At 71.6% G+C, this 26,401-nt stretch carries 25 protein-coding genes; 16 read left to right on the forward strand and 9 right to left on the reverse strand.

The window, feature by feature from the left end; translation table 11 throughout:
* Positions 1 to 46 precede the first annotated feature (46 nt).
* Complete coding sequence (locus tag ACQE3L_RS00855) at positions 47 to 829, forward strand: CBS domain-containing protein (RefSeq protein WP_426961913.1); 783 nt, start codon at positions 47 to 49, stop codon at positions 827 to 829.
* Positions 830 to 904: 75 nt separating this feature from the next.
* Here ACQE3L_RS00855 and ACQE3L_RS00860 read toward each other — a convergent pair whose 3' ends face one another.
* Positions 905 to 1,138, reverse strand: coding sequence for a DUF7543 family protein (locus ACQE3L_RS00860; RefSeq protein WP_426961914.1), 234 nt, complete (start codon positions 1,136 to 1,138; stop codon positions 905 to 907).
* A 75-nt stretch (positions 1,139 to 1,213) separates the two neighbouring features.
* Positions 1,214 to 1,429 (reverse strand): hypothetical protein, encoded by a 216-nt coding sequence (locus ACQE3L_RS00865; RefSeq protein WP_426961915.1) that lies wholly within the window; start codon positions 1,427 to 1,429, stop codon positions 1,214 to 1,216.
* A 176-nt stretch (positions 1,430 to 1,605) separates the two neighbouring features.
* Here ACQE3L_RS00865 and ACQE3L_RS00870 point away from each other — a divergent pair, with 176 nt between their 5' ends.
* The 4 genes from ACQE3L_RS00870 to ACQE3L_RS00885 all read left to right on the forward strand — a co-directional run bounded on the left by ACQE3L_RS00870 (position 1,606) and on the right by ACQE3L_RS00885 (position 9,261).
* Positions 1,606 to 2,748: an aminopeptidase P family protein gene (locus tag ACQE3L_RS00870; protein ID WP_426961916.1), complete on the forward strand. Its 1,143-nt coding sequence runs from the start codon at positions 1,606 to 1,608 to the stop codon at positions 2,746 to 2,748.
* A 1,065-nt stretch (positions 2,749 to 3,813) separates the two neighbouring features.
* Positions 3,814 to 6,024, forward strand: coding sequence for an acetate--CoA ligase family protein (locus ACQE3L_RS00875; protein WP_426961917.1), 2,211 nt, complete (start codon positions 3,814 to 3,816; stop codon positions 6,022 to 6,024).
* Complete coding sequence (locus ACQE3L_RS00880; RefSeq protein ID WP_426961918.1) at positions 6,017 to 7,075, forward strand: phosphotransacetylase family protein; 1,059 nt, start codon at positions 6,017 to 6,019, stop codon at positions 7,073 to 7,075. The genes ACQE3L_RS00875 and ACQE3L_RS00880 overlap by 8 nt, the downstream gene beginning before the upstream one ends.
* Before the next feature lie 80 nt (positions 7,076 to 7,155).
* Entirely contained in the window at positions 7,156 to 9,261 is a 2,106-nt protein-coding gene (locus ACQE3L_RS00885) for a bacterio-opsin activator domain-containing protein (RefSeq protein WP_426961919.1), read from the forward strand.
* Between the two features lie 113 nt (positions 9,262 to 9,374).
* Here ACQE3L_RS00885 and ACQE3L_RS00890 read toward each other — a convergent pair whose 3' ends face one another.
* The 4 genes from ACQE3L_RS00890 to ACQE3L_RS00905 all read right to left on the reverse strand — a co-directional run bounded on the left by ACQE3L_RS00890 (position 9,375) and on the right by ACQE3L_RS00905 (position 12,289).
* Entirely contained in the window at positions 9,375 to 10,307 is a 933-nt protein-coding gene (locus ACQE3L_RS00890; RefSeq protein WP_426961920.1) for a dihydrodipicolinate synthase family protein, read from the reverse strand.
* A 59-nt stretch (positions 10,308 to 10,366) separates the two neighbouring features.
* Positions 10,367 to 10,849, reverse strand: coding sequence for an acyl-CoA thioesterase (locus tag ACQE3L_RS00895; protein WP_426961921.1), 483 nt, complete (start codon positions 10,847 to 10,849; stop codon positions 10,367 to 10,369).
* A 49-nt stretch (positions 10,850 to 10,898) separates the two neighbouring features.
* A complete protein-coding gene (locus tag ACQE3L_RS00900) occupies positions 10,899 to 11,417 on the reverse strand; it encodes a bifunctional nuclease family protein (RefSeq protein WP_426961922.1) in 519 nt (172 codons plus the stop codon).
* Between the two features lie 107 nt (positions 11,418 to 11,524).
* The gene (locus ACQE3L_RS00905; protein WP_426961923.1) at positions 11,525 to 12,289 is read right to left on the reverse strand and encodes an ArsR/SmtB family transcription factor; all 765 of its coding nucleotides are present in this window, start codon (positions 12,287 to 12,289) and stop codon (positions 11,525 to 11,527) included.
* Positions 12,290 to 12,441: 152 nt separating this feature from the next.
* Here ACQE3L_RS00905 and ACQE3L_RS00910 point away from each other — a divergent pair, with 152 nt between their 5' ends.
* The 4 genes from ACQE3L_RS00910 to ACQE3L_RS00925 all read left to right on the forward strand — a co-directional run bounded on the left by ACQE3L_RS00910 (position 12,442) and on the right by ACQE3L_RS00925 (position 17,279).
* A complete protein-coding gene (locus ACQE3L_RS00910) occupies positions 12,442 to 14,196 on the forward strand; it encodes a TraB/GumN family protein (RefSeq protein WP_426961924.1) in 1,755 nt (584 codons plus the stop codon).
* Positions 14,193 to 14,858: a zinc metalloprotease gene (locus ACQE3L_RS00915; protein ID WP_426961925.1), complete on the forward strand. Its 666-nt coding sequence runs from the start codon at positions 14,193 to 14,195 to the stop codon at positions 14,856 to 14,858. The genes ACQE3L_RS00910 and ACQE3L_RS00915 overlap by 4 nt, the downstream gene beginning before the upstream one ends.
* A 118-nt stretch (positions 14,859 to 14,976) precedes the next feature.
* Entirely contained in the window at positions 14,977 to 15,960 is a 984-nt protein-coding gene (purM, locus tag ACQE3L_RS00920) for a phosphoribosylformylglycinamidine cyclo-ligase (protein WP_426961926.1), read from the forward strand.
* 221 nt (positions 15,961 to 16,181) lie between these two features.
* Positions 16,182 to 17,279, forward strand: coding sequence for a DUF7547 family protein (locus ACQE3L_RS00925; RefSeq protein WP_426961927.1), 1,098 nt, complete (start codon positions 16,182 to 16,184; stop codon positions 17,277 to 17,279).
* Between the two features lie 6 nt (positions 17,280 to 17,285).
* Here ACQE3L_RS00925 and ACQE3L_RS00930 read toward each other — a convergent pair whose 3' ends face one another.
* Together ACQE3L_RS00930 and ACQE3L_RS00935 are read right to left on the reverse strand one after the other, a co-directional pair.
* Positions 17,286 to 17,705 (reverse strand): PhlB family protein, encoded by a 420-nt coding sequence (locus ACQE3L_RS00930; protein ID WP_426961928.1) that lies wholly within the window; start codon positions 17,703 to 17,705, stop codon positions 17,286 to 17,288.
* Positions 17,702 to 18,862: a thiolase family protein gene (locus ACQE3L_RS00935; RefSeq protein ID WP_058364992.1), complete on the reverse strand. Its 1,161-nt coding sequence runs from the start codon at positions 18,860 to 18,862 to the stop codon at positions 17,702 to 17,704. Before ACQE3L_RS00935 ends, ACQE3L_RS00930 begins: the two co-directional genes overlap by 4 nt.
* Before the next feature lie 105 nt (positions 18,863 to 18,967).
* Between ACQE3L_RS00935 and ACQE3L_RS00940 the strand changes: the two genes are divergently transcribed.
* Complete coding sequence (locus tag ACQE3L_RS00940; RefSeq protein ID WP_426961929.1) at positions 18,968 to 19,963, forward strand: oxidoreductase; 996 nt, start codon at positions 18,968 to 18,970, stop codon at positions 19,961 to 19,963.
* A gap of 12 nt (positions 19,964 to 19,975) precedes the next feature.
* Here the strand turns inward: ACQE3L_RS00940 and ACQE3L_RS00945 are convergent, their stop codons facing one another.
* Positions 19,976 to 21,091, reverse strand: a complete 1,116-nt coding sequence (locus ACQE3L_RS00945) for a succinylglutamate desuccinylase/aspartoacylase family protein (RefSeq protein ID WP_426961930.1) — start codon at positions 21,089 to 21,091, stop codon at positions 19,976 to 19,978.
* A gap of 114 nt (positions 21,092 to 21,205) precedes the next feature.
* On the opposite strand from ACQE3L_RS00945, the gene ACQE3L_RS00950 reads away from it, so the two are divergent.
* The 6 genes from ACQE3L_RS00950 (at position 21,206) to ACQE3L_RS00975 (ending at position 26,384) form a co-directional block, all read left to right on the forward strand.
* Positions 21,206 to 22,180 carry a DUF7983 family protein gene (locus ACQE3L_RS00950; protein ID WP_426961931.1) on the forward strand — a complete coding sequence of 325 codons (975 nt, stop codon included), beginning with the start codon at positions 21,206 to 21,208 and terminating at the stop codon, positions 22,178 to 22,180.
* Between the two features lie 72 nt (positions 22,181 to 22,252).
* Positions 22,253 to 22,495 (forward strand): hypothetical protein, encoded by a 243-nt coding sequence (locus tag ACQE3L_RS00955; RefSeq protein ID WP_426961932.1) that lies wholly within the window; start codon positions 22,253 to 22,255, stop codon positions 22,493 to 22,495.
* A 47-nt stretch (positions 22,496 to 22,542) separates the two neighbouring features.
* Positions 22,543 to 23,835, forward strand: coding sequence for a threonine ammonia-lyase (gene ilvA / locus ACQE3L_RS00960; RefSeq protein WP_426961933.1), 1,293 nt, complete (start codon positions 22,543 to 22,545; stop codon positions 23,833 to 23,835).
* A gap of 99 nt (positions 23,836 to 23,934) precedes the next feature.
* Positions 23,935 to 24,168, forward strand: coding sequence for a DUF7266 family protein (locus ACQE3L_RS00965; RefSeq protein ID WP_426961934.1), 234 nt, complete (start codon positions 23,935 to 23,937; stop codon positions 24,166 to 24,168).
* A gap of 55 nt (positions 24,169 to 24,223) precedes the next feature.
* A complete protein-coding gene (gene cysS, locus ACQE3L_RS00970; RefSeq protein ID WP_426961935.1) occupies positions 24,224 to 25,762 on the forward strand; it encodes a cysteine--tRNA ligase in 1,539 nt (512 codons plus the stop codon).
* Between the two features lie 82 nt (positions 25,763 to 25,844).
* Positions 25,845 to 26,384 (forward strand): DUF2062 domain-containing protein, encoded by a 540-nt coding sequence (locus ACQE3L_RS00975; protein WP_426961936.1) that lies wholly within the window; start codon positions 25,845 to 25,847, stop codon positions 26,382 to 26,384.
* The last annotated feature ends 17 nt before the right edge of the window (positions 26,385 to 26,401 follow it).

Here is a 26,401-nt window from a genome sequence, read left to right on the forward strand (position 1 = left end):
GGCGACGAGGACGCCTTTTTACGCAGCCGTGGCGTACGGGTCGCTTATGAGCGGCAAGCCGACCGTCAGCGAGTACATGACGCGGGACGTGCAGACGGTCGCGCCGGACGACACCGTGGCCACGGTCTCCGAGCGGATCGTCGACAGCGACGGCCACAACGGCTTCCCCGTCACGGAAGGGCGGCAGGTGGAGGGGTTCGTCAGCGCCCGCGACCTGCTGTTGGCCGACCCGGACGCGCAGATCTTCACCGTGATGAGCGACGACCTCGTGGTCGCGCATCCGGCGATGGCGGTGACGGACGCGGCGCGCGTCATCCTGCGGTCGGGTATCCAGAAGCTCCCGGTCGTCGACGACGCGGGCAACCTCGTGGGGATCATCTCGAACACGGACGTGATCCGGTCGCAGATCGAGCGCGCGACGCCCGGGAAGGTCGGCAAGCTGATGCGGACGCTCGAGCAGATCCACGACGTCTCCCTCGACCAGAACCGGCGGACCGTCCGCCTGTCCGCGCTCACGCCGACGCAGGGACGCGTCTACGCCGACGAGCTTGAGGGGCGGCAGTACGAGCTCGAGCGGGGGCTCGCGGAGCCGCTGGTCGTCATCGACAACGGCGGCACGCTCTACCTCGCGGACGGCCACCACCGCGTGATGGCGGCCGCGGAACTGGACATCGAGGAGATGGACGCGTACGTTATCGTCCTCGACGACCCGGTCGACCTCGGCATGGCCAAAACCGCCGAGAAGGAGGGGCTCGACGACCTATCGGACGTGGAGATCGTCGACTACGCACGCCATCCGCTCGTCGAGCGAACGGAGCGGTTGCAGTAGTTCGCGACCGTCGCCGGCGCTCACACCGACGACGACTTCGAGAGCGCCGCCGGTCACGCTCGGGAGCGTCGCCGGTCACGCCGGGTCGGCGAACGCCTCGCGCCACTCCTCGGCGAGATCCGCGGCGTCGTCCTCGTCGGCCACCGACTCCCGGCGGTAGTCGGGACCGTCAGCCGCCTGTTCGAGCACGTCGATCCGGACGACCCATCCGCTCGCTCCGCCCTTCTCGCGGACCCGTACCGTCGCGAGCCCGTCGCCTCGTTCCCACTCGGTCACGCCGTCCCGGTCGCGGCTGACGCTCCAGTCCATGTCCGGCGGTCCGCCCGCGGGCGAGTAAAAGGGCGCGGTCCGCCGTCGGAGGCGCCGACGGCCTCGGCGTTCCGATCAGCGTGTCTCGCCCCACTCGAAGGCGCCGTCGGCGGTCGGAAGCCCCGCGTCACGGTCGTCACTCGACGGTGTCCGCACCGGTGCCGAGGCTGGCGCGGTCGAGCGACCGCAGACGGGACAGACCGCGTAGCCGAGCGCGTCGTACTCGACCCGCTCCGTGCTGGCGCGCGTTCCGCAGGCGAGACAGTCGAACGCCGGCGCGTCGGTGCTCATGGACGTGACAACGTGCGCCACTCACTTGGGTAATGACTGCCTACCGGTCACGAACCGGGGATTCACGGCCGGTTCGATGGTTCGAAACCGCCGCTCTACCGTCCGGCAGCGTCCAGAACCCTCCGGCGCCGCACCGTACCGTCGGAGCTAAGCGCCGGCCGCCACAGCGACGACCCATGAGCGAGACGGACGCGGACGACCACGGGACCGAGGCGGAACTCCGACGCCGACGCGTCGAGGGGACGCAGCGCGCGCTTCGGGCGGGCGCGGGCGACGCGCTGGTGCTCTTCCCGAGTCGGAACCTCCAGTACCTCACCGGCTTCGCGGAGTCGCCGGACGAGCGCCATCTGCTCTTCCTGGTGCCCGCCGACGGCGACGCGGCGTTTTTCGCTCCCGATCTCTACGAGACGCAACTGCGCGAGGAGACCGCGGTCGCGGAGATCCGCACGTGGAGCGACGGGGAGGACCCGGTCGCGGGCGTCCGCGACCTGCTCGCGGACTGTGGCGTTCGGGGCGGCCACCTGCTCGTCGACGACACGATGTGGGCGACGTTCACGCAGGACCTCCGCGCGGCGGCGCCCGCGGCGTCGTTCGGCCTCGCCAGCGAGGTGCTCTCGGAGCTGCGGGTCCGGAAGGACGCGGCCGAGCTGGACGCCATGCGCCGCGCGGCCGCGGTCGCGGACGCCGTCGTCGGCGACCTTCGGGACCTCGGCCCGGACGCGGTCGGGATGACGGAGGCGGAGCTTTCGGCGTTCATCGAGGACCGGCTCACCGAGCGGGGCGGGAGCGGCACCTCCTTCGAGACGATCGTCGGCTCGGGACCGAACGGCGCCAAGCCGCACCACGGCCACGGCGACCGCGAGATCCGCGCCGGCGAGCCGATCGTCCTCGACTTCGGTACGCGCGTCGACGGCTACCCCTCCGACCAGACCCGGACGCTCGTCTTCGACGGCGAGCCCCCGGCGAGATACCGCGAGGTCCACGAGGTCGTTCGCGAGGCCCAGCAGGCCGGCGTCGCGGCCGTCGGCCCGGGCGTCCCCGCCGAGGCGGTCGACGCGGCTGCCCGCGAGGTCATCGAGGCAGCGGGCTACGGCGATGCGTTCGTCCACCGAACCGGCCACGGCGTCGGCCTCGACGTTCACGAGGAACCGTACGCGGTGGCCGGCAACGAGCGCGAGCTGGAGCCCGGGATGGTGCTCTCCGTCGAGCCCGGGATCTACCTGCCCGACGAGTTTGGCGTCCGCATCGAGGACCTGGTCGTCGTGACCGAGGACGGGTGCGAGCGTTTGAACGACACCGACCGCGACTGGCGGTGCTGATCGCGATGGATGCGGTTGGACGGTCGAGACAACCCTCGCTACTACTGATCTGGATCTGTCTCCGCTGTTCCTGCTGATCTGGACAGTAACGCCCAGAAAGCCCCAGCCGGCTCGACCGGCCGCGACACGCGCTGCGCTCCTCGCTCCCCGCACAGCTCGCTGCGGTGCTTACGGTGCCGGGGCCGGATCGAGCCGGCTGCCCCTTTCAGTCCCACCGCGACCGCACCGCACAGCAGCCTCACGCCTCCCCAGCCTCGGCCACGGGCCGGGCGCAGAACCGCAACGCACCGCAGTGCGCCCGGCCCGCGGCCTCCACCGAAAATCGGAGATTTTCGAGCAGCCAGCGTGCAGTAGCGCGCTGGCGACCTCGCGCGGTCGCGGCGGCGCGCGCCGACCGCACACCCCCGCCACAGCACTGCGACCGCACCGCCGGTGGATGAACGTTTTTTGCGGCTCCCGAAGAACTCCCGCCGTGAGTGCAGCCCAACTTCGCCGGTTGCGGCGCGTCGCTTCGCCGGCTGTCCTACACTTGGCGCGCGCGACTTGACGCGCGCGAGGGAAGCCCGACCGCGGCCGGAGCACCGCGGAGGCCGCGGTCGGCTGAGGCTGGGGAGGCGTGAGGCCACGCTCAAGGCGACAGCCGGTGTGGCAAATCACCGAGCAACCGGCTACGACGACCAACTCCACGAGCTAGGCCCTGGCGGACTGAAAGGGCGAGGCCGGCCGCGGTCGAGGGCTTTCTGGGTGTTGGCACCAAGCACAGCAGGATGCTCGACTGATCCGGAAAAAGCGTAGAGCGAGCGGTCGAGGGACTTCTGACTGGTGACGGCAAGCACAGCAGGTCGCTTGCAGACAGAAAACCCGACGCTGTGCAGTCGATCGAGGTCTCCGTCGTGCACTCACACTGAGCGGAACGAGACACCGCCCACCTCGGACCACGCCGCCTCTGGAGTATCGATCCACATCTCCACCCTAACCTCGCATTAATACTGATCGATCGTGGGTGTATCAGCGATAGATCTCCGTGACACCGGGTTTAAACCGCCGCCCGACGAACGTCGACCGATGGGAACGCTCACAGACCTGTTCACGCCCGACCGGGTGGCGGTGGTGGGCGCGACCCCCCGAGAGGGGTCGATCGGTCGCGCGATCACCGAGAACCTGCTCGCCGACTTCGACGGCGAGACGGTCCCGGTCAACCCGAACTACGACGCGGTGCTGGGCGAACCGTGCGTGCCCGAGGTGGCCGACGCCGACGCGGACCTGGCCGTGGTCGTCGTCCCGCCGACGATCGTCCTCGACGCGGTGGAGGCCTGCGGCGAGGCCGGCGTGACGGACGTGGTCGTCATCACCGCCGGCTTCGGCGAGACCGGCGGCGAGGGAGCCGCCCGCGAGAGCCGACTCGCGGAGTTGGCCGACGAGTACGACCTCAACGTCGTCGGGCCGAACTCGCTGGGGGTCATGTCCACGCCGTCGGGAATGAACGCCACCTTCGGACCGGAGAACGCCCTCCCCGGCGGCCTCTCCTTCATGAGCCAGTCGGGCGCGTTCATCACCGCGGTGCTGGACTGGGCCAACGACCAGGGGATCGGCTTCAAGGACGTGGTCTCGCTGGGCAACAAGGCGGTCCTCGACGAGACGGACTTCGTCGAGCACTGGGGCGACGACGAGGAGACGGACGTGATCATCGGCTACCTCGAGGGGATCGAGGACGGCCGCGCGTTCATCGACGCCGCGCGCGAGGCGACCGCGGACACGCCGGTCGTGCTGGTCAAGTCCGGCCGGACGAGCGCGGGCGCGCAGGCCGCCTCCTCGCACACCGGGACGCTCGCGGGCTCCGAGAAGGCCTACGAGGCCGGCCTCGACCAGGCGGGCGTCCTCCGCGCGGAGTCGACCGAGGAACTGTTCGACGCCGCCGGGATCCTCGGCAGCCAGCCGCTGCCCGAGACCGACCGAGTCGCGGTGATCACCAACGCCGGCGGCCCCGGCGTGATGGCGACGGACGCGGTCGGCGACGCCGAGCTGGAGATGGCCTCCTTCTCCGCGAAGACGACCGAGCGCCTCCGCGAGGCGATGCCCGAGGAGGCGAACGTCCACAACCCGGTCGACGTGATCGGCGACGCGGACCTCGACCGCTTCCGCGAGGCGATCGAGATCGTCCTCGACGACGAGAACGTCGGCGCCGCGCTGGTGCTGTCCGCGCCGACCGCGGTGCTCTCCTTCGACGACCTCGCGGAGAGCCTCGCGGAGCTACAGGCCGACGCCGCGGTCCCGGTCGCGGCCTGCCTGATGGGCGGCGACCGCACCCGCGAGCCCAAACGTCGCCTCCAGGAGGTCGGCGTCCCGTGCTACTTCGACCCGGCCAGAGCGGTCCGGAGCCTCGACGCGCTCGTCCGCTACCGGGAGATCAGCGAGCGCGAGTACGCGGAGCCGACGACCTACGACGTGGACCGCGAGCGCGCGCTCTCGGTCCTCCAGCGCGTCCGGGAGCGGGACGACAACCGCCTCGGCGTCGAGGCGATGGACCTGCTGGACGCGTACGGCATCCCGACGCCCGACGGCGAGATCGTCGACTCCCCGGAGGACGCGGAGATGGTCGCCGAGGAGATCGACGGCGACGCGGTCATGAAGATCGTCTCGCCGGACATCCTCCACAAGTCCGACATCGGCGGCGTGGCGGTCGGCGTGAGCGCGGCCGACGCCGCGGAGACCTACGAGACGCTGATCACCAGAGCGCGGAACTACCAGCCGGACGCGACCATCCTCGGTGTGCAGGTCCAGGAGATGGTCGACCTCGAGGACGGCGTCGAGACCATCGTCGGGATGAACCGCGACCCGCAGTTCGGGCCCCTGCTGATGTTCGGACTCGGCGGCATCTTCGTGGAGGTGATGGAGGACACCACCTTCCGTGTCGCGCCGGTCTCGGACCGGGAAGCCCGAACGATGACCGAGGAGGTGCAGTCGGCGCCCCTGTTGCGCGGTGCTCGCGGCCGCGAGCCGGTGGACGTCGACGGCGTCGTGGAGACGATCGGTCGCCTCTCCCAGCTCGTCACCGACTTCCCGGCGATCGTTGAACTGGACGTGAACCCCCTCGTAGCGCTCCCTGCGGCCGACGCGGGCGGCGACGCGGCCGGCGACGCGAGCGCCGCCGCTGAGGGCGAACCGACCGACGGCGGTGCGGACGGAGCGACCGGTCCGGACGACGGCGACCGCGGCGTCGCCGCCGTCGACGTTAGACTTACCGTCGACCCCGCGGAACTCCCCGACAATGACTGACACGACCCTCGTCACCTCGACCGGCGACGGCACCGGCAAGACGGCCATCACGCTCGCGCTCGCTCGGCTGGCGAGCGACCGCGGCGCGACGGTCGGCTACATGAAACCGAAGGGCACCCGCCTTCAGTCGAGCGTCGGCAAGACGCTCGACCGCGACCCGATGCTCGCGCGCGAGGTGCTCGACCTCGACGCCGAGGTCCACGAGATGGAGCCGGTCGTCTACTCGCCGACGTTCGTGGAGGGCGCGGTGCGGGGTACCGAGGACCCCGGCGCGCTCCGCGACCGCGTCCGCGAATCGTTCGACGCCCTCGCGGCCGACGCGGACGCGATGTTCGTCGAGGGGGGCGGCCGGTGGACCACCGGCGGCGTCGTCGACCTCACCGACGCCGACGTGGCCGAACTGCTCGACGCGCGCGTCGTGCTCGTGACCGACTACGACGAGCCGGGGGACCTCGACGAGGTGCTGGCGGCGGCGGACGCGCTGGGCGACCGCCTCGCGGGCGTCGTGTTCAACCGCGTCGCCGACGCCGCCTTCGACGGGCTGGAGGCGGACGCCGTCCCGTTCCTCGAGGGGCGGGGCGTCCCCGTGCTGGGCGTCCTCCCCCGCGTCCGCGAACTGGCCGGCGTGACGGTCGGCGACCTCGCGGACGAGCTCGGCGCCGAGGTGCTCACCGACGCCCCGACCGACGGCTTCGTCGAGCGCTTCCTCGTCGGCGCGATGAGCGGGGAGGAGGCGCTGCGCCACTTCCGACGCGCCCGCGACGCCGCCGTGATCACGGGCGGGGACCGCGCGGACGTCCAGACCGCGGCGCTCGACGCCTCCGGCGTCCGGTGTCTGGTGCTCACCGGCGGCCAGCGACCCTCCGGTGCGGTGCTCGGCAAGGCCGCAGAGGCGGGGGTCCCCGTCCTCGCGGTCAACGCCGACACCGCGACGACCATCGGGCGTGTGGAGTCGATCGTCCGGGGCGGCCGCACTCGGGACGAACGCACCGTGGAGACGATGGCCGACCTGCTGGCGGACCACGCGAACGTCGACGAGCTGGTGGGCTGACTCTCGGATCCTCATTTTCGCGTCGTCCCGCAGACGCGGACCAGCGACTGTTATGTCGCTGGGGGAATACCTGTCGACCGATGGACACGCGGCAGACGCTGCTCGCCGTCGGCGCGAGCGAGCGCACCCGGCTAATTCACGAGGGTCTTCGGACACGACACGGGTACCGCGTCGAGTCGGTGGGCGGCCCGAGTGAAGGGCCCGGACGCCCGGAACTGTCGGGCGCTGTGGCCGCGGCCGTGTCGACCGGGACCGCGTCGACCGAGGTCGTCGGCGCTCTCGTAGCGCCCGCCGCGGGCCGGGCGGGCGTGCGCGCGGTTCGCGACCGCGCCCCCGACCTCCCGGTCGTCGCACTCCACGAGGACCCGGGCGAGGTGGGCGCGACGCTCGCGGCCGGCGCGTCGCACGCGACCCGGCTCCCGAGCGGCGGGTCCTCGGACGCGGCCGACGGCCCTCCCGCGGCCGCTCTTCGTGACGCGGCGGACGAGGTCGCAGCTGCGTTCGACGCCCTCGCCGACGCACCCGGCACCGACACGGGAGAGGCGGACACGGCCGCCGTGCCGCGGGGCGAGGGATCGACGACGGCGTTCGAGAACGGCGCGTCGACCGCGTTCGACGAGTTCCTTCCGGCGGTGGCCGACCGGCTGTCGGACCTGCTCTACGTCTACGAGCCGGACGGCACGATGCTGTCGTGGAACGACAGACTGGTCGCGGTGACGGGCTACGACCCGGACGAGATCGCCACGATGGAGCCGACGTCGTTCATCGCACCGGAGGACCGCGACCGCATCGCGACAGCGATCGGTCGGACGGTCGAGGCCGGCCGGACGCAGGCAACGGCCGATCTGCTGACCGCGGACGGCGAGCGGATCCCCTACGAGTTCACCGGGGCGGTACTGGAGACGGGCGACGACCGAACCGTGATCGCCGGGACCGGTCGGGACATCACCGAGCGGCGCCGTCGCGAGCGCGTGCTGGAACGGCAGGCCGACCGCCTCGAGACGCTCAACCACATCAACGCGGTGATCCGCGAGGTGAACGAGGCGCTCGTCCGGACCGAGACGCGCGAAGGCATCGAGACCGCAGTCTGCGAGCGACTGGCCGACGCCGAGCCGTACCGGTTCGTCTGGATCGGCGAGTTCGACCACGGCGGGAACGGCGTCGTCCCGCGCTCGCACGCCGGCGAGGGAGGGGAGTACCTCGTGGAACGAGCGGACGCGCCCTCGGAGTGGGCGACCGCCGCGGCGGCCATGCGCGACGGCGAGGTGAAGGTCGTCGATCGGATGACCGCCGACGCGGAGAACGCGGCGCGACCCGCTGAGGCCGTCGAACACGGCCACCACTCCGCCGCGGGGATCCCGCTCAGGTACCGCGGTCGCACGTACGGCGTTCTCTGCGTGTACGCACCGCGACCGGGCGCCTTCGACGACCGCGAGCGCTCCGTGCTCCGAGAGCTCGGCGAGACCATCGGGTACGCGATCAGCGCCGCGGAGCGGCGTCACGCGCTACTCACCGACGCAGTCACCGAAGTCGAGCTCGCGCTCGAGGCCCCGGGAGCGACGTACGTGGACGCCTCTGCGGCGATCGACGCCGCCGTGCGGCTGGACGGGGTCGTCGAGAGGGACGGCGGGCTCGTCGAGTTCCTCCGAGTCCCGGCCGACCGCGTCGGAGACCTCCGGTCCCACGCCGCCGAAGCGGGCGTCGCGGTCACGCCGGTTGCGGAGCGCGGCGACGAGGGCGTCGTGCGGGTCCGCGTGGACGACCGCTCACTGGCGGCCCTCGTCGCCGACTACGGCGGCACGCTCACGGGGGGGACCGCCGAGTCGGGTCGCGGGTCGGCGACCGTGGCCCTGCCGACCGGGACGAGCGCTCGGGGCCTCATCGACCGGATCGACGAGGCGTACGGCGGCCGGGTCTCACTCCGCGCCCAGCGGGAGGGCGAACCGGTCGGCGTCTCGGGGCTGCGGTTCCGGGAGGGGCTCGACGAGTCGCTGACCGCACGCCAGCGGGAGGCTGTCGAGACCTCCCATCACGCCGGCTTCTTCGAGTGGCCCCGCGTGTCGACCGCCGAGGAGGTCGCGGACCTGCTCGACATCGCGGCGCCGACGTTTCACGAGCACCTCCGGCACGCACAGCGAAAGCTCGTCGCCGCCTACCTGGAGAGCGACGGAACCCAAACATCGTAGGGTCGGCTCTTATTCGTGGTCCCCTCTACTGTGGTTCCGAGGGCGGTCGTCAGAGGCACCCTCCTCCGCGCCGGACACCGGCGTCGTCGGTGTCCACGGGTCGTTCCCGGCTCTCAGACGCCGTCGAGCGTCGACAGCGCCGCGGCGACCGTACGTCTCCCGTCGTCGTCGAGCGTCGAGAGCGGCGGCCGGACCGCGTCGTCCTCGAGGACGCCGCGATCGACGAGGGCGGCCTTCGTCGCGGGCGCGAACCCCCCGTCGAGGCAGGCGTCGAACAGCGTGCCGACGGCCTCGTGGAGGGCGACGGCCCTGTCTCCGTCCGCGTTCTCCGCGGGCGCCTCCGGGGCGGTCGCGGCCGCGTAGAGGTCGGCGAACGCCTCCGGAGCCACGTTCGAGAGTGCGTGGACCCCGCCGTCAGCGCCGACCCGCAGCGAGGGGTACAGCAGGTTGTCGAACCCCTGCAACACCAGGAAGTCGTCGGGCGCCTCGCGCACCAGCCGGCAGAAGCTCCCGAAGTCGCCCGAGGAGTCCTTCAGCCCGACGACGTTCGGGTGCTCCGCGAGCGAGAGCGCGGTCGGAGTCGGGATCGCCGTCCCGGTACAGGACGGGATGTCGTAGAGGAACACCGGCAGCGTCGCCTCGTCGGCTACGGTTTCGAAGAACGACCGGAGGCCGTCCCCTCGGCTCGCCTCGGGTCCGCCGTTCGGCCCGTGGAAGTACGGCGGCGTGACGACGACCGCGTCCGCGCCCGCGTCGGCCGCCCGGTCGGCGTGCGCGAGCACGTCCGCGACCGCGGTGTCGGCGACGCCGGCCAGCACCGGTACGTCCGCCGGCGCGGCCGCGACCGCCGTCTCGACGACCGCCGCGCGCTCCGCGTCCGCGAGGCTGGCGAACTCCCCGGTGGTGCCGTTCGGGAAGAGGCCGGCGACGCCGCCGGCGACCGCGTGCTCGACGACCGCGGTCAGCGCGTCGTGGTCGACTGCACCGTTCGAGAAGGGAGTGACGAGCGGCGGGGTGACGCCGCGCAGTCGGTCGGTGAGTTCCATGCCCTTCGATCCGGTCACCGGCGCCCTAACGGTTTGCGTTGCGGTGAATGACGCTGCCCTCAGAGGTCGTAGCGGTCGACGACTTCCTCCAGCTGCTCGCGGCGCCCCTCGACCGCCTCCTCTCGGAGCGCCTCCTCGGCCGCCGTGGGACACTCCAGTTCCGGAACCGAGGCCGGCTCGCCTCGCTCGTCGAGCGCGACGAAGGTGAAGTAGGAGGTGGTCGTGCGCCGCTCGTCGCCGGTCCGCGGGTTCTCCGCGCGGACGTCGACTTTCACGTCGAGGCTGGTGTGTCCGGTGTTGAAGACGTACCCCTCCACGACGGCGACCTCGCCCATCTCGATGGGCGTGATGAAGTCGACATGGTCCATCGAGGCGGTGACGACTTGGCGGCTCGCGAAGCGCATTCCGGCGATCGCGCCGCAGATGTCCATCCAGTGGAGCACGGCGCCCCCCAGCGCCCGCCCGAGGTTGTTCGTGTCGTTGGGCAACAGCAGCTCCGTCATCTCCGTGTGCGAGTCGGACAGCGTCGCGGAGTCGGCCATGGGCCTCCTCGGCGCGGCCGGGGCAAGAATGTGGGCGATCGCCGCGGACTCAGCGACCGAAGGGGTCGTCGGGGTCGCTCCCGAACGAGGGACCGTCGTCCTCGTCGGAGCCGAAGCCGTCGATCTCGTCTTCCACGTCGAACCCGATCGCCTCGGGTGGACGCCCCGCCTCGTCGACGACCTCGTCGCTGACGACGATCTCGCACTCGCTCCGGACCGCGAGCGCCAGCGCGTCCGAGGGGCGCGCGTCGAAGACGAACCGCTCGGCGCGCCCGTCGTCGTAGCGCTCCACGTCGACCTTCGCGAAGAACGTCCCCTCGGAGAGGTCGTCGATCCGGACCCGGTCGACCGCGCCGCCGAACTCCGTCAACACCTCCGTCAGCAGGTCGTGGGTCAGCGGGCGGTCGAACGGTTCCCCGCGGAGCACCATGCCGATCGAGTGGGCCTGACTCGGCGTGACGAAGATGGGGAGGACCTCCTCGCGGACGGCGAGGACGACCGCCGGAACGCTGTCCCCCTCCGCGCTCTCGCCGGCGCCGATGGCGACGACCTCCGCGTCGTGGTTCATACCCTATTTTGTGACCGCAGACGGGTATAGTTACGCGTCGCGTCCCTCCCGCCCGGTTCGTCGGCGGGGGGAGCCCCGGCTACGAGGCCGGCTCAGCCCCCGGCGATCTACGACGGCCGACGCAGGTCCCGCCGGTACCAGTAGGCCCACGCGAGCGTGAACACGAGCGCGGCGCCGAGGAAGAAGACGATGCCCGGTTCAAGCAGGGAGACCGCGTGTTCGGCGGCCAGCTCCGCCCGCTCGGCCGCGCTCCCGTCGAACACCACCTCGAACGTGCCGCCGTCGCCCGCGGTCGAGGCCTCCTCGGTCATGGCGGGCGTCTCCTCGGCGGAGATCCCCGCGTCGTCTCCCCCCGATCCGGCGTCGGCCGACTCCGCGCCGCCGTCCGTCGACCGGACGTCGTAGCCTCCGGCGCCGGCCTCGCCGCCCGGGACCGTCACGGAGAGGATCGACTGAGCGGCGAGCGCCGCGAGCCCGAGGAGCCCGTAGCCGCCGAGCAGCCGCTTGAGGGCGGTCTTGAGACCGCCGGAATCCGTCGAGCGTCCCGCGAAAAGGACCAGGGGCTCGTCGGCCGGGGCGTAGACGCTCATCTCGCGGCCCTTCTCGGAGTAAACGGTGTCGACGACCTCCACGAGGTCGGCATCGCGGAGGTTGCCGAGGTGGTACTGGACGTTCTGGAGGGAGGTGTCCAGCTCGTCGGCCAGCTCGGAGGTGGTCGCGGGCTGGTCGTGGAGGGCGGTCAGGGCGTTCCGCGCGGTCTCGGAGGAGAGGGCGGCGATGAGCTCGTCGGCGTCCTCGTCCTCGACGCCCACGACGCGGGGGTCGCGGTCGCCGAGCGAGAGGTCCGGCGGGGAGGGCAACAGCCGGGACATAACCGCCTCTCGGTCGTGCACCGTAACAAATCTGTTGGACGGATGAGGGGGATTTCGGCGCGGTCGACCGCCCGACCGCCCGCTCCCGGCCGTGTCACCGGTTCGCGTCCGACTCACAACCCCTATACGCGGGGGAACAGTAGCGGACGCCAATGACCGAGACGCCGGACGACCCGGGCGCGGACGGCCCGCCTCCCGGTCCGACCACGGACGCCGCCTCCGCGAACGCGGCCGCCGCGCGAGACGGGGACGGCTCCGTCACCGTCGTCGGCACGGCACACGTCTCAGCCGACTCCGTGACCGAGGTCGAGGAGGCCATCGAGCGGGAGCGCCCCGACGTGGTCGCCGTCGAACTCGATGAGGGACGGTACAGACAGATGCAGGGCGAGACGCCGGAGGACCTCGACGCGAGCGACCTGCTCCGCGGGAACACCGTCTTCCAGTTCCTCGCCTACTGGATGCTCTCGTACGTGCAGGCCCAGCTCGGCGACCGCTTCGACATCGAGCCGGGCGCGGACATGCTGGCCGCGGTCGACACCGCGGAGTCGCTCGGGATCGACGTGGCGCTCGTCGACCGCGACATCCAGACCACGATCCAGCGCTTCTGGGCCCGGATGACGATCCCCGAGAAGCTCCGCATGATCGGGGGACTCGCGTTCGGGGTGACCGACCCCCGAATCGTCGGCGTGATGGCCGGGCTCTTCGTCGGTATCGTTCTCGGGCCCGCGATCGGCCTCTTCGGCGGCTACCTCGGCGTCACCGACGCCCTGCTGACGAGCGTTACGGCGGGAGTCGCCGCGGGCGTGCTCGCGGGAGTGCTCGTCGAGAAGGCCGGCGCGGTCGCGCTGGAACCGGACGCGCGGCTCTACGCCGGGGTCGGAACCGGGCTCGCGACCGCGGGCGCCGTCGCCCTCTCGGGCGTCCTCGACCCCTACGTCGCCGCGTCCCTCGGCGATTTCGCGATCCGCATCGTCGGGAGCCTCGGGCTGGGGCTGGCCGGCGGGCTCACCATCGGCCTCCTCGCGGCCGGCCTGATCGGACTCGTGGGAACCGGGCCGGAGCCGACCGACGCGGGCGGCATCGAGGAGCTGGAGATGTCCGACCTCACCGACACCGACGTGGTGACGATGATGATGGAGGAGTTCCGGCAGTTCTCGCCCGGCGGGGCGGAAGCGCTGATCGACGAGCGGGACGCCTTCATCGCCCACAAACTGGTCGCGCTCCGCGAGCAGGGGTTCGACGTGCTCGCCGTCGTCGGCGCGGGCCACCGGCAGGGGATCGAGGGCTACCTCGCGGACCCGGCGAGTCTCCCCCCGATGGACGACCTGGTGGGTGAAGAGACCGGTCGCGGCTTCCCGTGGGGGAAGGCGCTCGGCTACGCCATCGGCATCGCCTTCGTGACGTTCTTCGTCCTGCTGGCGATGGCCGGCGTGCAGGACGGCTTCCTGCTCCGGCTGTTCGGCGCGTGGTTCCTGATCAACGCGGTCTTCGCGTTCGGCTGCGCGAAGCTCGCCGGCGCGCGCTGGCTCTCCGCGGGCGTCGGCGGCGCCGTCGCGTGGATGACCTCGATCAACCCGCTGCTCGCACCGGGCTGGTTCGCCGGCTGGGTCGAGCTGCGACACCTCCGGGTCAACGTCGGCGACATCGGGACGCTCAACGACCTGCTCAGCGACGAGACGCGGCCGGTCACCGAGATCCTCTCGGAGATGTTCGACGTGCCGCTGTTCCGGCTGATCATGGTCGTCGCGATGACCAACGTCGGGAGCATGGTGGCGAGCTTCCTGTTCGCCGTCTACGTCCTGCCGCTGTTCGGCGCGGAACTGGGCGGCGTGGGGGCCGTCTCGCGGCTGATGGTCGAGGGGGCCAGAAACAGCGCGGACCTGATCTGGAGCGTGGTCGCGGGATGAGCGCCCGAACCGAGGGGCGCACCGTCGCTGGCCTGCGCTTCAGCGGGACCGAGATCCGGGACCTGCTGGTCGCGTGGCTCGCGCTCGGCGTCGCCTTCGCGGTGTTCTTCGAGGGCGGCGGGATCGCCGCCGTCACGGGACTGCTCTCGCCGACCGGCGCCCTGCTGTTCGTCGTCAGCCTGCTCACCGCGGGCGTCGCGTTTCTGTTCCACGAGGTGGCCCACAAGGCGGTCGCGGTCCGCTACGGACAGGTCGCGGAGTTCCGCGCCGACCGCGGGATGCTGTTCCTGGCCGTGATGTCCGCGATGATCGGCTTCATCTTCGCGGCGCCGGGAGCGGTCCACCACCGCGGCCGGCTCACTCCCGAGGAGCACGGTCACATCGCGCTCGCGGGGCCGGCCGTCAACCTCGCGCTCGGCGTCGTCTTCCTGCCGGCGTTCGCGGCCGGGCTGGCGGTCTCGTCGCCGCTGCTGGCGCTGGTCGGCGCCCGCGGCGTGGCGATCAACCTGTTCCTCGCGGCGTTCAACCTGATCCCCTACGGCCCGCTCGACGGGAAGACCGTCCTGGGGTGGAGCAAGCCCGTGTGGGCGGTCTCCTTCGCCGTCTCCGCGGCCGCGACCGTCGGGTTCCTGATGGCCGGCGGCGCGGCGTACGCGCTCTGAGACGGAGTAGCCGCTCCGATCCAAGAACGTGCCTTTTCTGTCCTCGTTTAGACGTAGACCTGTAGATATTCGTGCTGATACCGACGCGCTTTAGTCGCGCGGCGGCAGCCTCACCTGCATGAGCGAAGGCGACGAGGAGGGGCTCACGTACGCGGAGTCGGGCGTCGACATCGAGGCGAGCGAGGCCGCGACGGCCGCGCTCGTGGGCGCAGTCGGCGCCGGAGACGGGGACGGCAGCGATTACGCCGGCCTGCTGGACATCGGCGACCGCTACCTCGCGCTGGCGACCGACGGCGTCGGGACCAAACTGCTGGTCGCGGAGGCGCTCGGCGACTACTCGACGGTCGGCATCGACTGCATGGCGATGAACGTCAACGACCTCGTCGCCGCGGGCGTCCGTCCGGTAGCGTTCGTCGACTACCTCGCGGTCGAGGAGCCGGACGAGACGTTCGCGGAGCAGGTCGGCGAGGGGCTCGACCGGGCGGCGGAGCTGGCGGACGTGGAACTCGTCGGCGGCGAGACCGCGGTGATGCCCGACGTGATCCGGGGGCTCGACCTGGCCGGCGCCTGCGCGGGGCTAGCCGCGAAGGACGGCGTCTTCGACGGCGCGGCGGAGCCGGGCGACGCGCTCGTCGGCTGGCGCTCCTCCGGAGTCCACTCGAACGGCCTCACGCTCGCCCGCGAGGCCGTAACGCGCGACCACGGCTACGACGACCCGTGTCCCTTCGACGGCTACGACACGCTGGGCGAGGCGCTGCTGGAGCCGACGCGGATCTACACCGACCTCCTGACCCCGATGCGCGAGCACGGCGTCCGCGGCGCCGCGCACGTCACCGGCGGCGGCTGGACGAACCTGGAGCGGCTCGGCGACCACCGATACGTCGTCGAGGATCCCTTCGACGTACAGCCGGTCTTCGAGTTCGTCCAGTCCGAGGGGAACGTCTCCGACGAGGAGATGCACCGGACGTTCAACATGGGCACCGGCTTCGTGGCGGCGCTGGACCCCGAGGCCGCGGCGGCGCTGGCCGAGGCGACGGACGGCCGCGTGATCGGCCGCGTCGAGGACGGCGAGGGCGTGGCGATCCGCGGGCTGGAGCTATAACCCGGCCGACGCACGCGGAGCCGCAGCTGGCGGTGTGGAGGGCGAACAGGCGGCGCGTGTCCCGGTCGCTCGCGTCGGCGCGCCGCGCTCCAGCCGTGACCGACGCGGGCCGTTCTCAGACCACGCTCCGTCTGGTGCGCTCCCGTATTTAGGCGTCCGGGCGGCGCCGTCGAAGCGACTCGCCGGGAGGGCTTTCACCCCGGCGTTCCAACCGTCAGGTCATGAGCCCCCGCGACGACGCCGACGGTCCGCAGGACGCCAGCGACGATTCCGACCGACAGCCCACGGAGGCGGAGTTGGCGGCGCGCCTCGACGAGTTGGAGGCGACGCTCCGCGACCTCCGGGCGGAACTCCGGGACGGTGCAGCGAGCGAGAGACGGACGCGCGACCGACGCGACCGCGGCCGACGCGGCCCGCCCACCACAAGCCCCCTCCCACGCCCCCCGAAGCCGCCGGGACTGCCGCGACCGCCCCGGCTCTCCGAGCTCCTGCGGTTCACCGAGCAGTACACCATCCCGACGCTGATCGCGACCCTGGAGACGACGATCAAGTCGCTGGAACTGCTTCGGGCGACGCTCAGACTGGTCGACCCCGAGCGCGACCTCCGCGAGTCGGGGGACGACGCGCGCTCGAGCGGCGGCGTGCTCGGACGAGCGGCCACGGACGCGACGCGCGAGGGGCTCGCGGGCGTGCGCTCGGAGGCCGAGCGCGGGCTGGCCCGGTCGCTCACCGAGCTCCGGCGCGCGCTCGACGACGCCGACCTTCCGGAAGACGCCGCCTCGCGGTCGATCCTGGAGGACGCGCGGGACCTCTCCGCCGAGATAGAGGCCCGCATCGGAGAGGAGCGCGAGCGGCGCGCCGACCGCGACGGCGAGCGCCGTCGGAGGGGATCCTCTGCACCCGGCGACGAGTCCCGTGGCGACACCGGCCCGGTGAGCATCGACGTCCGAGAACCCGACGAGGCGGCTGGCGGCGGGGAGAGCGACGGCGACGGCGATACGGACGCGGATGGGGACGAAACCGAGGACGACGAGGACCAGCCGACGGTCGACGTGGAGTCGGAACTCGACTCGATCAAGCGGGAACTCGACCGGCGGAAGCGCGGCCGGGAGGCCGACGGGAGGAACGGCGGCGACAGCGACGGCGGTGACAGAAAAGCCGACAGCGGCGGCGGTGACAGAAAAGCCGACAGCGACGAGAGCGTCAGAAAAGCCGACAGCGGCGGCGGTGACAGAAAAGCCGACAGCGACGAGAGCGTCAGAAAAGCCGACAGCGACGAAACGGACTCCGACGAGGCGGACTCCGACGCGGACGCCTGACCCGCGCTACTCGACCGGCTCGAACCGGAAGCCGTCCCAGTCCTGACTCGCCGGCTCGCGGATGCCGGCGCCCGGCTCGCGCAGCTCCTCCGCGTAGGTCGGGGCGACAGTGTCGCCGATCTCCACGTCCTGCCCCTCGACGACCTGCCCGAGCGCGCGCACCGGCGGGCCGTCGTAGCCCTCGTCCATCTCGAACTCGACGATGGCGAGCGTGTTGGGCTGGCGGACCCCGGGCGGCGTCGCGGTCGACTCCGTCCACGTGATCACGGTCGCTTCGCGGTCCGAGAGGTCCACGGCCCCGACGCGCTCGGTGCCCTCGGGCCCGACCGGATGCGGCGGGTACGACACCGCGCCGCTGGCGTACTCGGCGGCCTCGAAGGCGGGGGCGCCCCGCTCGTCGCGGCCGGCCTCGTCCGCGTCGCTCATCGGTGCCCCTCCATCACCGCGGTGGTGACGCAGTTGCCGAACCCGCCCACGTTACACGCCAGTCCCACGTCGGCCTCGACCTGTCTGTCGCCGGCCTGGCCGGTGAGCTGGGCGAATATCTCGTACACCTGCGCGACGCCGGAGGCGCCGAGGGGGTGGCCCTTCGACTTCAGGCCGCCGGAGGTGTTGATCGGGAGGTCGCCGTCGCGATCGGTCACGCCCTCCTCGACCGCCTTCCATCCCTTCCCCTTCTCGAAGAAGCCGAGGTCCTCGCTCTGGAGGAACTCGAGGATGGTGAACATGTCGTGCAGTTCGGCCACGTCCACGTCGTCGGGGCCGAGGCCGGCCATCTCGTAGGCGTCGTCCGAGGAGTCGGCGACGCCGCCCATCGTCGTCGGGTCCGCGCGCTCGTGGACGACGTGGGTGTCCGTCGCGCCCCCGATCCCCTCGATCGTCACGTAGTCGTCTTTCGGGACGTACTCCTCGGCCACGTCCGCGGGACAGAACAAAAGCGCCGCGGAGCCGTCGGTGATGGGGCAGAAGTCGTAGAGCCGGAGGGGGTCGGCGACGATCGGCGACTCCAGGACCGTCTCGAGGTCGACCTCCTTCCGGAACTGCGCGTGGGGGTTGTCTACGCCGTTTCTGTGGTTCTTCACCGCGACCTTGCCGAGGCTCTCGCGCGGGGCGTCGTAGGTGTCGAGGTAGAGCCGCGCGGTCATGCCCGCGAAGGAGGGGAGCGTGACGCCGTGTTTGTACTCCGCCGGATGGGTCAGCGAGGCGATGACGTCGGTCGCCTCGGCGGTGGTCCGGTGGGTCATCTTCTCGCCGCCGACGAGCATCGTCAGGTCGGACGCGCCGGAGGCGACCGACTGCCACGCGGCGTAGACCCCGGCGCCGCCCGAGGAGGAGGTCTGGTCGATCCGGGCGGTGTACGCCGGCATCGCGTTCAGATCGTGTGCGAGCGCGTTCGGGACCCCGGTCTGGCCCTCGAACTCGCCGCTCGCCATGTTCGAGACGTAGAGGTGGTCAAGGTCGGAGCCGGCGACGCCCGCGTCCCGCAGGCAGGCTTCCCCCGCCTCCGCGAGGAGGTCGCGGACCCAGCCGTCCCGCTCGCCGAAGCGCGTCATCGACGCGCCGATGATCGCTACTCGTTCCATGTCCCGGCGTTCCGAGGCGGTCGCCTAAAGCGTACCCTTCCGGCGAGGAGCCGACGCCCGCGTCGGCGGCGACAGACCGATACTGCTCGGGGCCAAACCCCGGGCATGTTCGGCAGCGGCTGGAACGAGACGGACGTGTCCGACCTCGACGGCGTCACCGCGGTCGTGACCGGTGCGAACAGCGGCATCGGCTACGAGGCGACCCGGATCCTCGCGGACCACGGCGCCACGGTGGTGATGGGCTGCCGGAGCGTGAACCGCGGCGCGGACGCGGTCTCGTCGATCCGGGACGCGACGGCGTCCGGGTCGCTCGACGTGCGCGAGTTGGACCTGGCGGACCTCGACTCCGTCGCCTCGTTCGCGACCGTCGTCGACGAGGCGTACGACGGGCTTGACCTCCTCGTCAACAACGCGGGCGTGATGGCGCTCCCCTACGAGGAGACCGGAGACGGCTTCGAGTACCAGTTCGGCGTCAACCACCTCGGGCACTTCGCGCTCACCGGCCACCTGCTCGACGACCTCCGGGCCGGGGAGGGGATCCCGAGCGCCGGGGCGGACGACGACGGTCGCGGCCCGTCTCGCGTCGTGACGGTCTCCAGCGGCCTCCACGAGCGCGGCGACGCGGAGTTCGAGGCGGCCGCGGGCGGCGAGGACGCCGCGGCCGACTACGACCGCTGGGACGCGTACGGTCGGAGCAAACTCGCGAACCTGCTGTTCGCCTACGAGCTCGACCGGCGGCTGGCGACCGCGGGCGCGTCCGTCCGGAGCTTCGCCTGTCACCCCGGGTACGCCGACACGAACCTCCAGCTCCGGGGCCCCGAGGCGGACGGCTCACGCGTGAAGCGACTGGCGATGCGGGCCGCGAACGCGGTGCTGGCGCAGTCGGCCGCGGCCGGCGCGCTCCCCACCGTCTACGCGGCGACCGCGCCCGACCTGTCGGGCGGCGAGTTCGTCGGACCGGGCGGACTGCTCGGTATGCGCGGCGCCCCCGAGGTCACCGAGTCGAACGAACTCTCCCGCGACCGGGAGGCCGCGGCGGACCTGTGGGAGCGGTCCGAGGCGTGGACCGGCGTGGCGTACGACCTGCCCGAAGCACGCTGACCGTCTCCCGACTCAGGCCCACGGGAGCTCCGAGAACTCCCCGTTCTCGATCTCGCGTTCGATCTCCGCGAGCGTCTCGTCGTCGACGCTCACGAGGTGACAGAGGGGATGGCCAGGCGCGGCGACCGGGTTCTGTAACACGCCGACCAGCAGCCCGGTGAACGGCGCCCGAACCGTCTTCTCCCGCGTCGAGAAGTGGTCCGAGACGGTGCAGATCGCGTCCCCCTCGTAGACGAGCGGATGGTCGTACTCCATCTCGACGAGCCCGCCCGTGTCCGAGCGGACCCACGTCTTGTCCGCGGTCGCGTCGACCACCCGGAACCAGCCGGGCCACGAGACGGGCTCCTCCGGGAGGACGTTCACCTCCGCGAGCACCGACTCGACGCCGTCGAGCGCGCGCTCGATCAGGGGGAGCTGGAACCGGTGCGCCTTCCCCATCTCGACGGTGATCGTCGGGATCCCGTTCGCGGTCGCGGCCCCCCGCAGGCTCCCCGGGTCCGACTCGCCCGAGAGCACGAGGTTCGCGCCGAACGCCCGCGCGATCCGCTCCACCTCCGGGTTCCCCATGTCGGCGCGGACGTGGTACATCGTCGTCCGGTTTCGCGTCGAGGTGTGGAAGTCGAGACCGTAGTCGCACTGCGAGACGAACCGCGAGTAGATCTCGTTGGCCATCCGCTCGGCCGTGTTCGACCGCGCGCGCCCCGGGAACGACCGGTTGAGGTCCTGGTCGTAGATCGGCAGGTAGCGCTGCTGTGCGAGGTATCCAGGTACGTTCGCCACGTGGATCAACACGAGCGTGCCATGGATCGTCGCGGGGTCGTACCGCGCCGCGACCTCCTGAAGCACCTTCACGCCGTTGAGTTCGTCACCGTGAATCGCCGCGGTCATGAACACCGTCGGTCCGCCGCGCTCGCCGTTGATGACCGTCACTGGGATCGCGACGGGGTCGCCGAGGTACGTCTCCGACACCTCGTACCTGAGGTGCCGCTTCTCCCCCGGGTCGACGTCCCGGTCGAACCGGAACGGCTCGGGATCGTCGTCCCCGGCCCCCGACCTCGGACCGCCGCTGGCGTCGGTGGCCGGCACGTCGTCCCCCGTCTCCCGCCCGGAATCCCCGTTTTCGCTCATACACCGCAGAGCACCGGGAGCCGGTTAATCGTTGCCCGCGCTCGGCGGGGTCAACGGGCGCGGCCGCCGCCCCGCGCCCGAACCCTCAAACCGGATGCCGACGTACGGCCGGACATGGCGAACGGAGCCGACTGCCCGGTCGAGGAGTGCGGGTTCTCCGACGTTCCCTCGCTCGTGGCCGCACACGTCAACGGCACGGACGACGACGCACACGACTGGGACCGGCTCCCCTACGCCGGACCGGGGGCGTTTCTGTCGGCGGTCCGGTCGGGCGAGACCGAGTCGCGGAGCGGGCCGTCGGGCGTCGTCGACGCGCCCGACGAGGACGGCGGCGCGGGCGGCGGAGAGGGAGACGAGGACGATGCCGACGGCTCCGCGTCCGGATCGGCCCCCGACCGCGTGCGCTGTCCGGTCGAGGGGTGCTCGTACGCCGGCCCGCCGAAATCGGTCGCGGCACACGTGAGCGGCAAGCGCGACGACGACCACGACATGCGCCGGCTCGAGTACCCGAACGCCGCGGCGTTCCCCCCGGCAACCGGACCGGAATCGGCGGCTGGGGAACCGGGCGGGCAAGCGCCGGACGGGACCGTCCCCGACGAACGCGAGTCCGACGGCGACGAGCCGGACCACCCGTTCGACCCCGAACCGGCGTTCCGCGCGGCCGCGGTCGCCGAGGAGCGCGCCGAGGGGGTCGAGGCGCTCGACGGGTTCGATACGGAGGAGTTGGTCGATCTGTTCGTGGCCTTCTCGGTGCTGTCGAGCCGGGCGAGCAGCGTCCGAAGCGACGTCCGGGCCGCGATCATCGACCGCGTCGAGGGGGAGGCGGAACTGGAGGGCGAACTCGGGAGCGTCGACCGGTCGACGGGAACGCGGCGCTCGCTCCGTGACGACGAAACGGTTCGACGCGCGCTCGCCCGGGCGGGAGTCGACCCACACGAGGCGGAGGCGTTCGACCCGGACCGCGTGGCGGACCTGGCCGAGGCGGCCGACCTCGAACCGGAGGCGGTCTTCGACCTCACGGACTCCGACCACGTCCGGCGAGCGAGCGTCGACGAGGCCGCGTTCGAGGCGCTTGTCGGGGAGGAGTAGTCCGGCCGCGCGGGACCGGTCGGGGCCGCGGCCTCCGGGGCGTTTATTGTGCGACCGCCCCGAGGTGGCGTCGTGAAGCGCCTGCTCTCGTCCGACCTGGGCGTCTACCTCCTCTCGGGGGCCTTCAGCTTCGTCGTCTTCGTCGTCGGACTGATCGTCTTGGACGCGACGCTGCCCGACGGGCTCGACCGCGGTCGCCTCGTGGGGATCGTGACCGGATACCTGCTGTTCCTCGCGGTGTACGTGGTCGCGATCTGGATCTACCGGGGGATCGAGGCGCGGGAGGGGAACGTCCGCGAGAAGGGGAACCAGTAGACGCCGCGATCCGCAACCTTTTGAGCGCCGCCGGAGAGTCGAGGACCATGCCCGGCGTGACAATTTCCGACATCGAACGCGCAGCCGAGCGAGCGGCGGACGCGGAGATCGTCCAGCGCACGTCGACGGAGCGGAGCCGGTCGCTGAGCGAGCGGTGCGGCGCCGAGGTCGTCCTGAAGATGGAGCACCTCCAGCGCACGGGGTCGTTCAAGACGCGCGGGGCGTACAACGCCGTCTCGCGGCTGGTCGACGGCCGGAGCGCCGAAGACGGCCAAGCCGACGGTACGGCTGAGCCGCCGGTCGAACGCGTCGTCGCCGCGAGCGCGGGCAACCACGCGCAGGGGGTCGCCATCGCGGCGCGGGAGGCCGGCATCGACGCGACCATCGTCATGCCCGAGTCCGCGCCGGGGACGAAGATCGAGGCCACGCGCGGCTACGGCGCCGAGGTCGTCCTCCACGGGAGCGCGTTCCCGGCCGCGATGAGCCACGCGCGGACGCTCGCGGACGACCCGGCGGTGCGGTTCATCCACGCCTTCGACGACCCCGACATCGTCGCCGGGCAGGGGACGCTCGGGCTGGAGATCCTCGACCAGGTGCCCGAGGCCGACACCGTCATCGCGCCCATCGGCGGGGGCGGCCTGATCGGCGGCATCGCGACCGCGGTGAAGGCCCGGAACCCCGACGTGCGGGTGGTCGGCGTCCAGACGGAGGGTGCCTCGACCGTCGCGGCGAGTCTGGAGAAGGGCGAACCGGTCTCGCTCGCGGAGCCGGACACGATCGCGGACGGCATCGCGACCGGCGGCGTGAGCGAGCTGACGCTCGGGCTCATCCGGGAACACGTCGACGAGGTGGTCGAGGTGTCCGACGACGACGTGGCCGCCGCGATCCTGCTGCTGCTCGAGCGCGCCAAGCAGATGGTCGAGGGCGCGGGCGCCGTAAGCGTCGCGGCGCTGCTGTCGGACGCCCTCGACGTGGAGGGAGAGACGGTCGTCCCGGTGCTGTGCGGCGGGAACATCGACATCACGTCGCTGCAGGAGGTGTTGACCCACGCGCTGGTCGACCGCCGACAGCTCGCGGAGGTCACCGTCCGCATCGACGAGGGACCGGGGAAAATGGGCGAGATCTCGACGGTCATCGGGGCCGAGCGCGCCAACATCAGGACGGTGCGTCACGAGCGGAGCCGTCCGGACCTCCCGGTCGGCGACGCCGACCTCGTCTTCGAGGTGGAGACGAACGGGCCGGCCCACACCGAACGCGTGCTCGCGGCCCTGCGGAGCGAGGGGTTCGACGTGCGCCACACGACCGCGGAGGCCGAGACCGGAAACGCGCCCCCGGAGTGACCGGGGCCGAACGGGCCCTTCCCGCGACCGCCGCCGGTCGGCGAGAGCGGCCAGCGGACGCCAGAAATAAGTAACTACTCGCGAACACGTCATCAGGACATGTGGGTGTTTCTCAAGGACGACCGCGGGGTGGACTCCGTGATCGGGTCGGTGCTGATGCTCGCGATCGTGGTGATCCTGGTCGGGATCGTCTCGACGACCGTCTTCGGGATGGGAAATCAGGTGATCGACTCCGGCGTCAACGCGGTCTGTCAGGTGCAGGGGGAGATCGAGTCGCTCGCGGCGAGTTCCGAGTTCTACGGCGGAGGCGACACGCTGTACGGCGAGTGCTGACGCCGCGGGCGCGCTTTCGACGCTTTCAAAGTTCGCGGACGGGTACGCTCCGGCGATGACCCTGTCCGTGACCAACACCCTGACGGGCGACCGCGAGGAGTTTTCGGCCGACGACGAGGTCCTGCTGTACGTCTGTGGGCTGACGGTCTCGGACGACCCGCACCTGGGCCACGCTCGGCTGTGGTTCCACGCGGACGTGCTGCACCGCTGGCTCGCCTACAAGGGGTACGACGTGCGCCACGTCGAGAACGTCACCGACGTGAACGAGAAGATAACCGCCCGCGTCGGCGAGCGCGAGGCGTGGACCGGCGAGGCGGACGTGGCCGAGACGTTCACCGCGGAGGTGTTCGAGTCGATGCGCGGGCTCAACCTCGAGCGCGCCGAGGTGTACCCGCGCGTCTCCGAGCACGTCCCGGAGATCGTGGAACTGGTCGAGCGGCTAGTGGAGGCCGGCTACGCCTACGAGTCGAACGGCTCCGTCTACTTCGACGTGACCGAGTTCCCGGAGTACGGCAAGCTCTCGAATCAGGACCCGGAGGAGCTGGAGGCGCAGGGCGAACCGGACGAGCGCTCCGAGAAGCGCAACCCCGCGGACTTCGCGCTCTGGAAGGCCGGCGGCGTGAGCGAGACCGCCGCCCGCGAGCACGCCAAACACGACCACGGCGCGGAGACGCCCGACGGCCAGACGTGGGAATCCCCGTGGAGCGAGGGGCGGCCGGGCTGGCACGTCGAGTGCTCGGCGATGTCGACGACGCACCTCGGCGAGACGCTCGACATCCACATGGGCGGCCGCGACCTCGTCTTCCCCCACCACGAGAACGAGATCGCGCAGTCGGAGGCCGCCTCGGGTGAGACGTTCGCGCGCTACTGGCTCCACTGCGGCCTGCTCTCGATGGAGGGCGAGAAGATGTCCTCCTCCATCGGCAACTTCTGGACCGTCCCGGACGCGCTGGAGGAGCTCGGCGTCAACGTCCTCCGCACCTTCTACGCGGGCGCCGCCTACCGCTCCGAGCAGGCGCTGACCGACGAGACGGTCGCGGAGGCCGAGGAGCGGTGGGACCGACTCTCCCGGACGTACGACCGCGCGGTCGCGGCGGTCGACTCGGTCGACGCCCGCGCGAAGGTGGCCGACGAGGACCTCCGCGAGGCCGTCGCCGAGACTCGCGAGGAGTTCGAGCGCGCGATGGACGACGACCTCAACCTCCGCGAGGCGACCGCGGCGCTTCTGGACCTGACCGACGCCGTGAACAGACACGTCGACGCGGTGGAGACGGCCGACGAGGCGGAGGGGGCGGACGGCGCGGGCGCCCTCGCCGGCTACGACTACCGCGGCCTCCGGGAGTCCGTCGAGGCGTTCGAGGAACTGGGCGGCGACGTGCTCGGTCTCCAGTTCGAGGCGGACGGCGCGGCCGGCGCCGAGGCGAGCGGCGAGGTCGAGTTGGCCGAGGAACTCGTCGAGTTGGTGCTCGATCTCCGCGAGTCGGCCCGCGAGGCGGGCGAGTACGAGCGCGCGGACGAACTCCGGGACGCGCTGGAGGCGGTCGGCGTGACCGTCGAGGACTCCTCCGAGGGACCGACGTACCGCTTCGAGTAGCGGGGCGCGTCCCGTCTCCTCCCGGCCGGACGAACTGTCGCCGTCGACAGCTACTTGAGGTGAGCCGGGCTATCGGACGACAATGATTCGGAGGCGCATCGGTCGCTGGACGGAGCGGCTCCGGCGCCGGCTCGACCGGTGGGCCGAGCGGATCCGGGCGGAGCTCCGTCGCGCCTTCGCGGACGAGTACTCCTCGGTCGAGGTCTCGCGGAGCTTCGCGCTCGGCGTCTTCATCACGATGCTGCCGACGCTCGGGACGGGCGTGCTCCTGTTCTTCCTCATCGCGTGGCTCTTCGAGCGCGTCTCGAAGATCGCGCTGTTCGCCTCGGTGCTGGTGTTCAACCCCGCGGTGAAGTGGGGCGTCTACGGAGCGAGCTTCACGCTCGGAACCCTCCTGCTCGGGCCCGTCGAGGGGGCGACGCCGACCGCGCCGACCCTCTCGGCGGCCAACGACGTGGTGATCCGGCTGGTGGTCGGCAACCTCATCCTCGCGGTCGTCGCCGCGGTGCCGAGCTACTTCGTCTGCCACCGCGTCGTGAAGGCGTTCCGCGCCGCGGACCTCGCCATCGTCGAGAGCGTCGAGGGGATCGTGGAGCGCGACGAGGACGCCGCCGAGGAGTAGCGGCGCGGTCGGCCGGC

Source organism: Haloparvum alkalitolerans (assembly GCF_050122995.1).
Lineage (GTDB): Archaea > Halobacteriota > Halobacteria > Halobacteriales > Haloferacaceae > Haloparvum > Haloparvum alkalitolerans.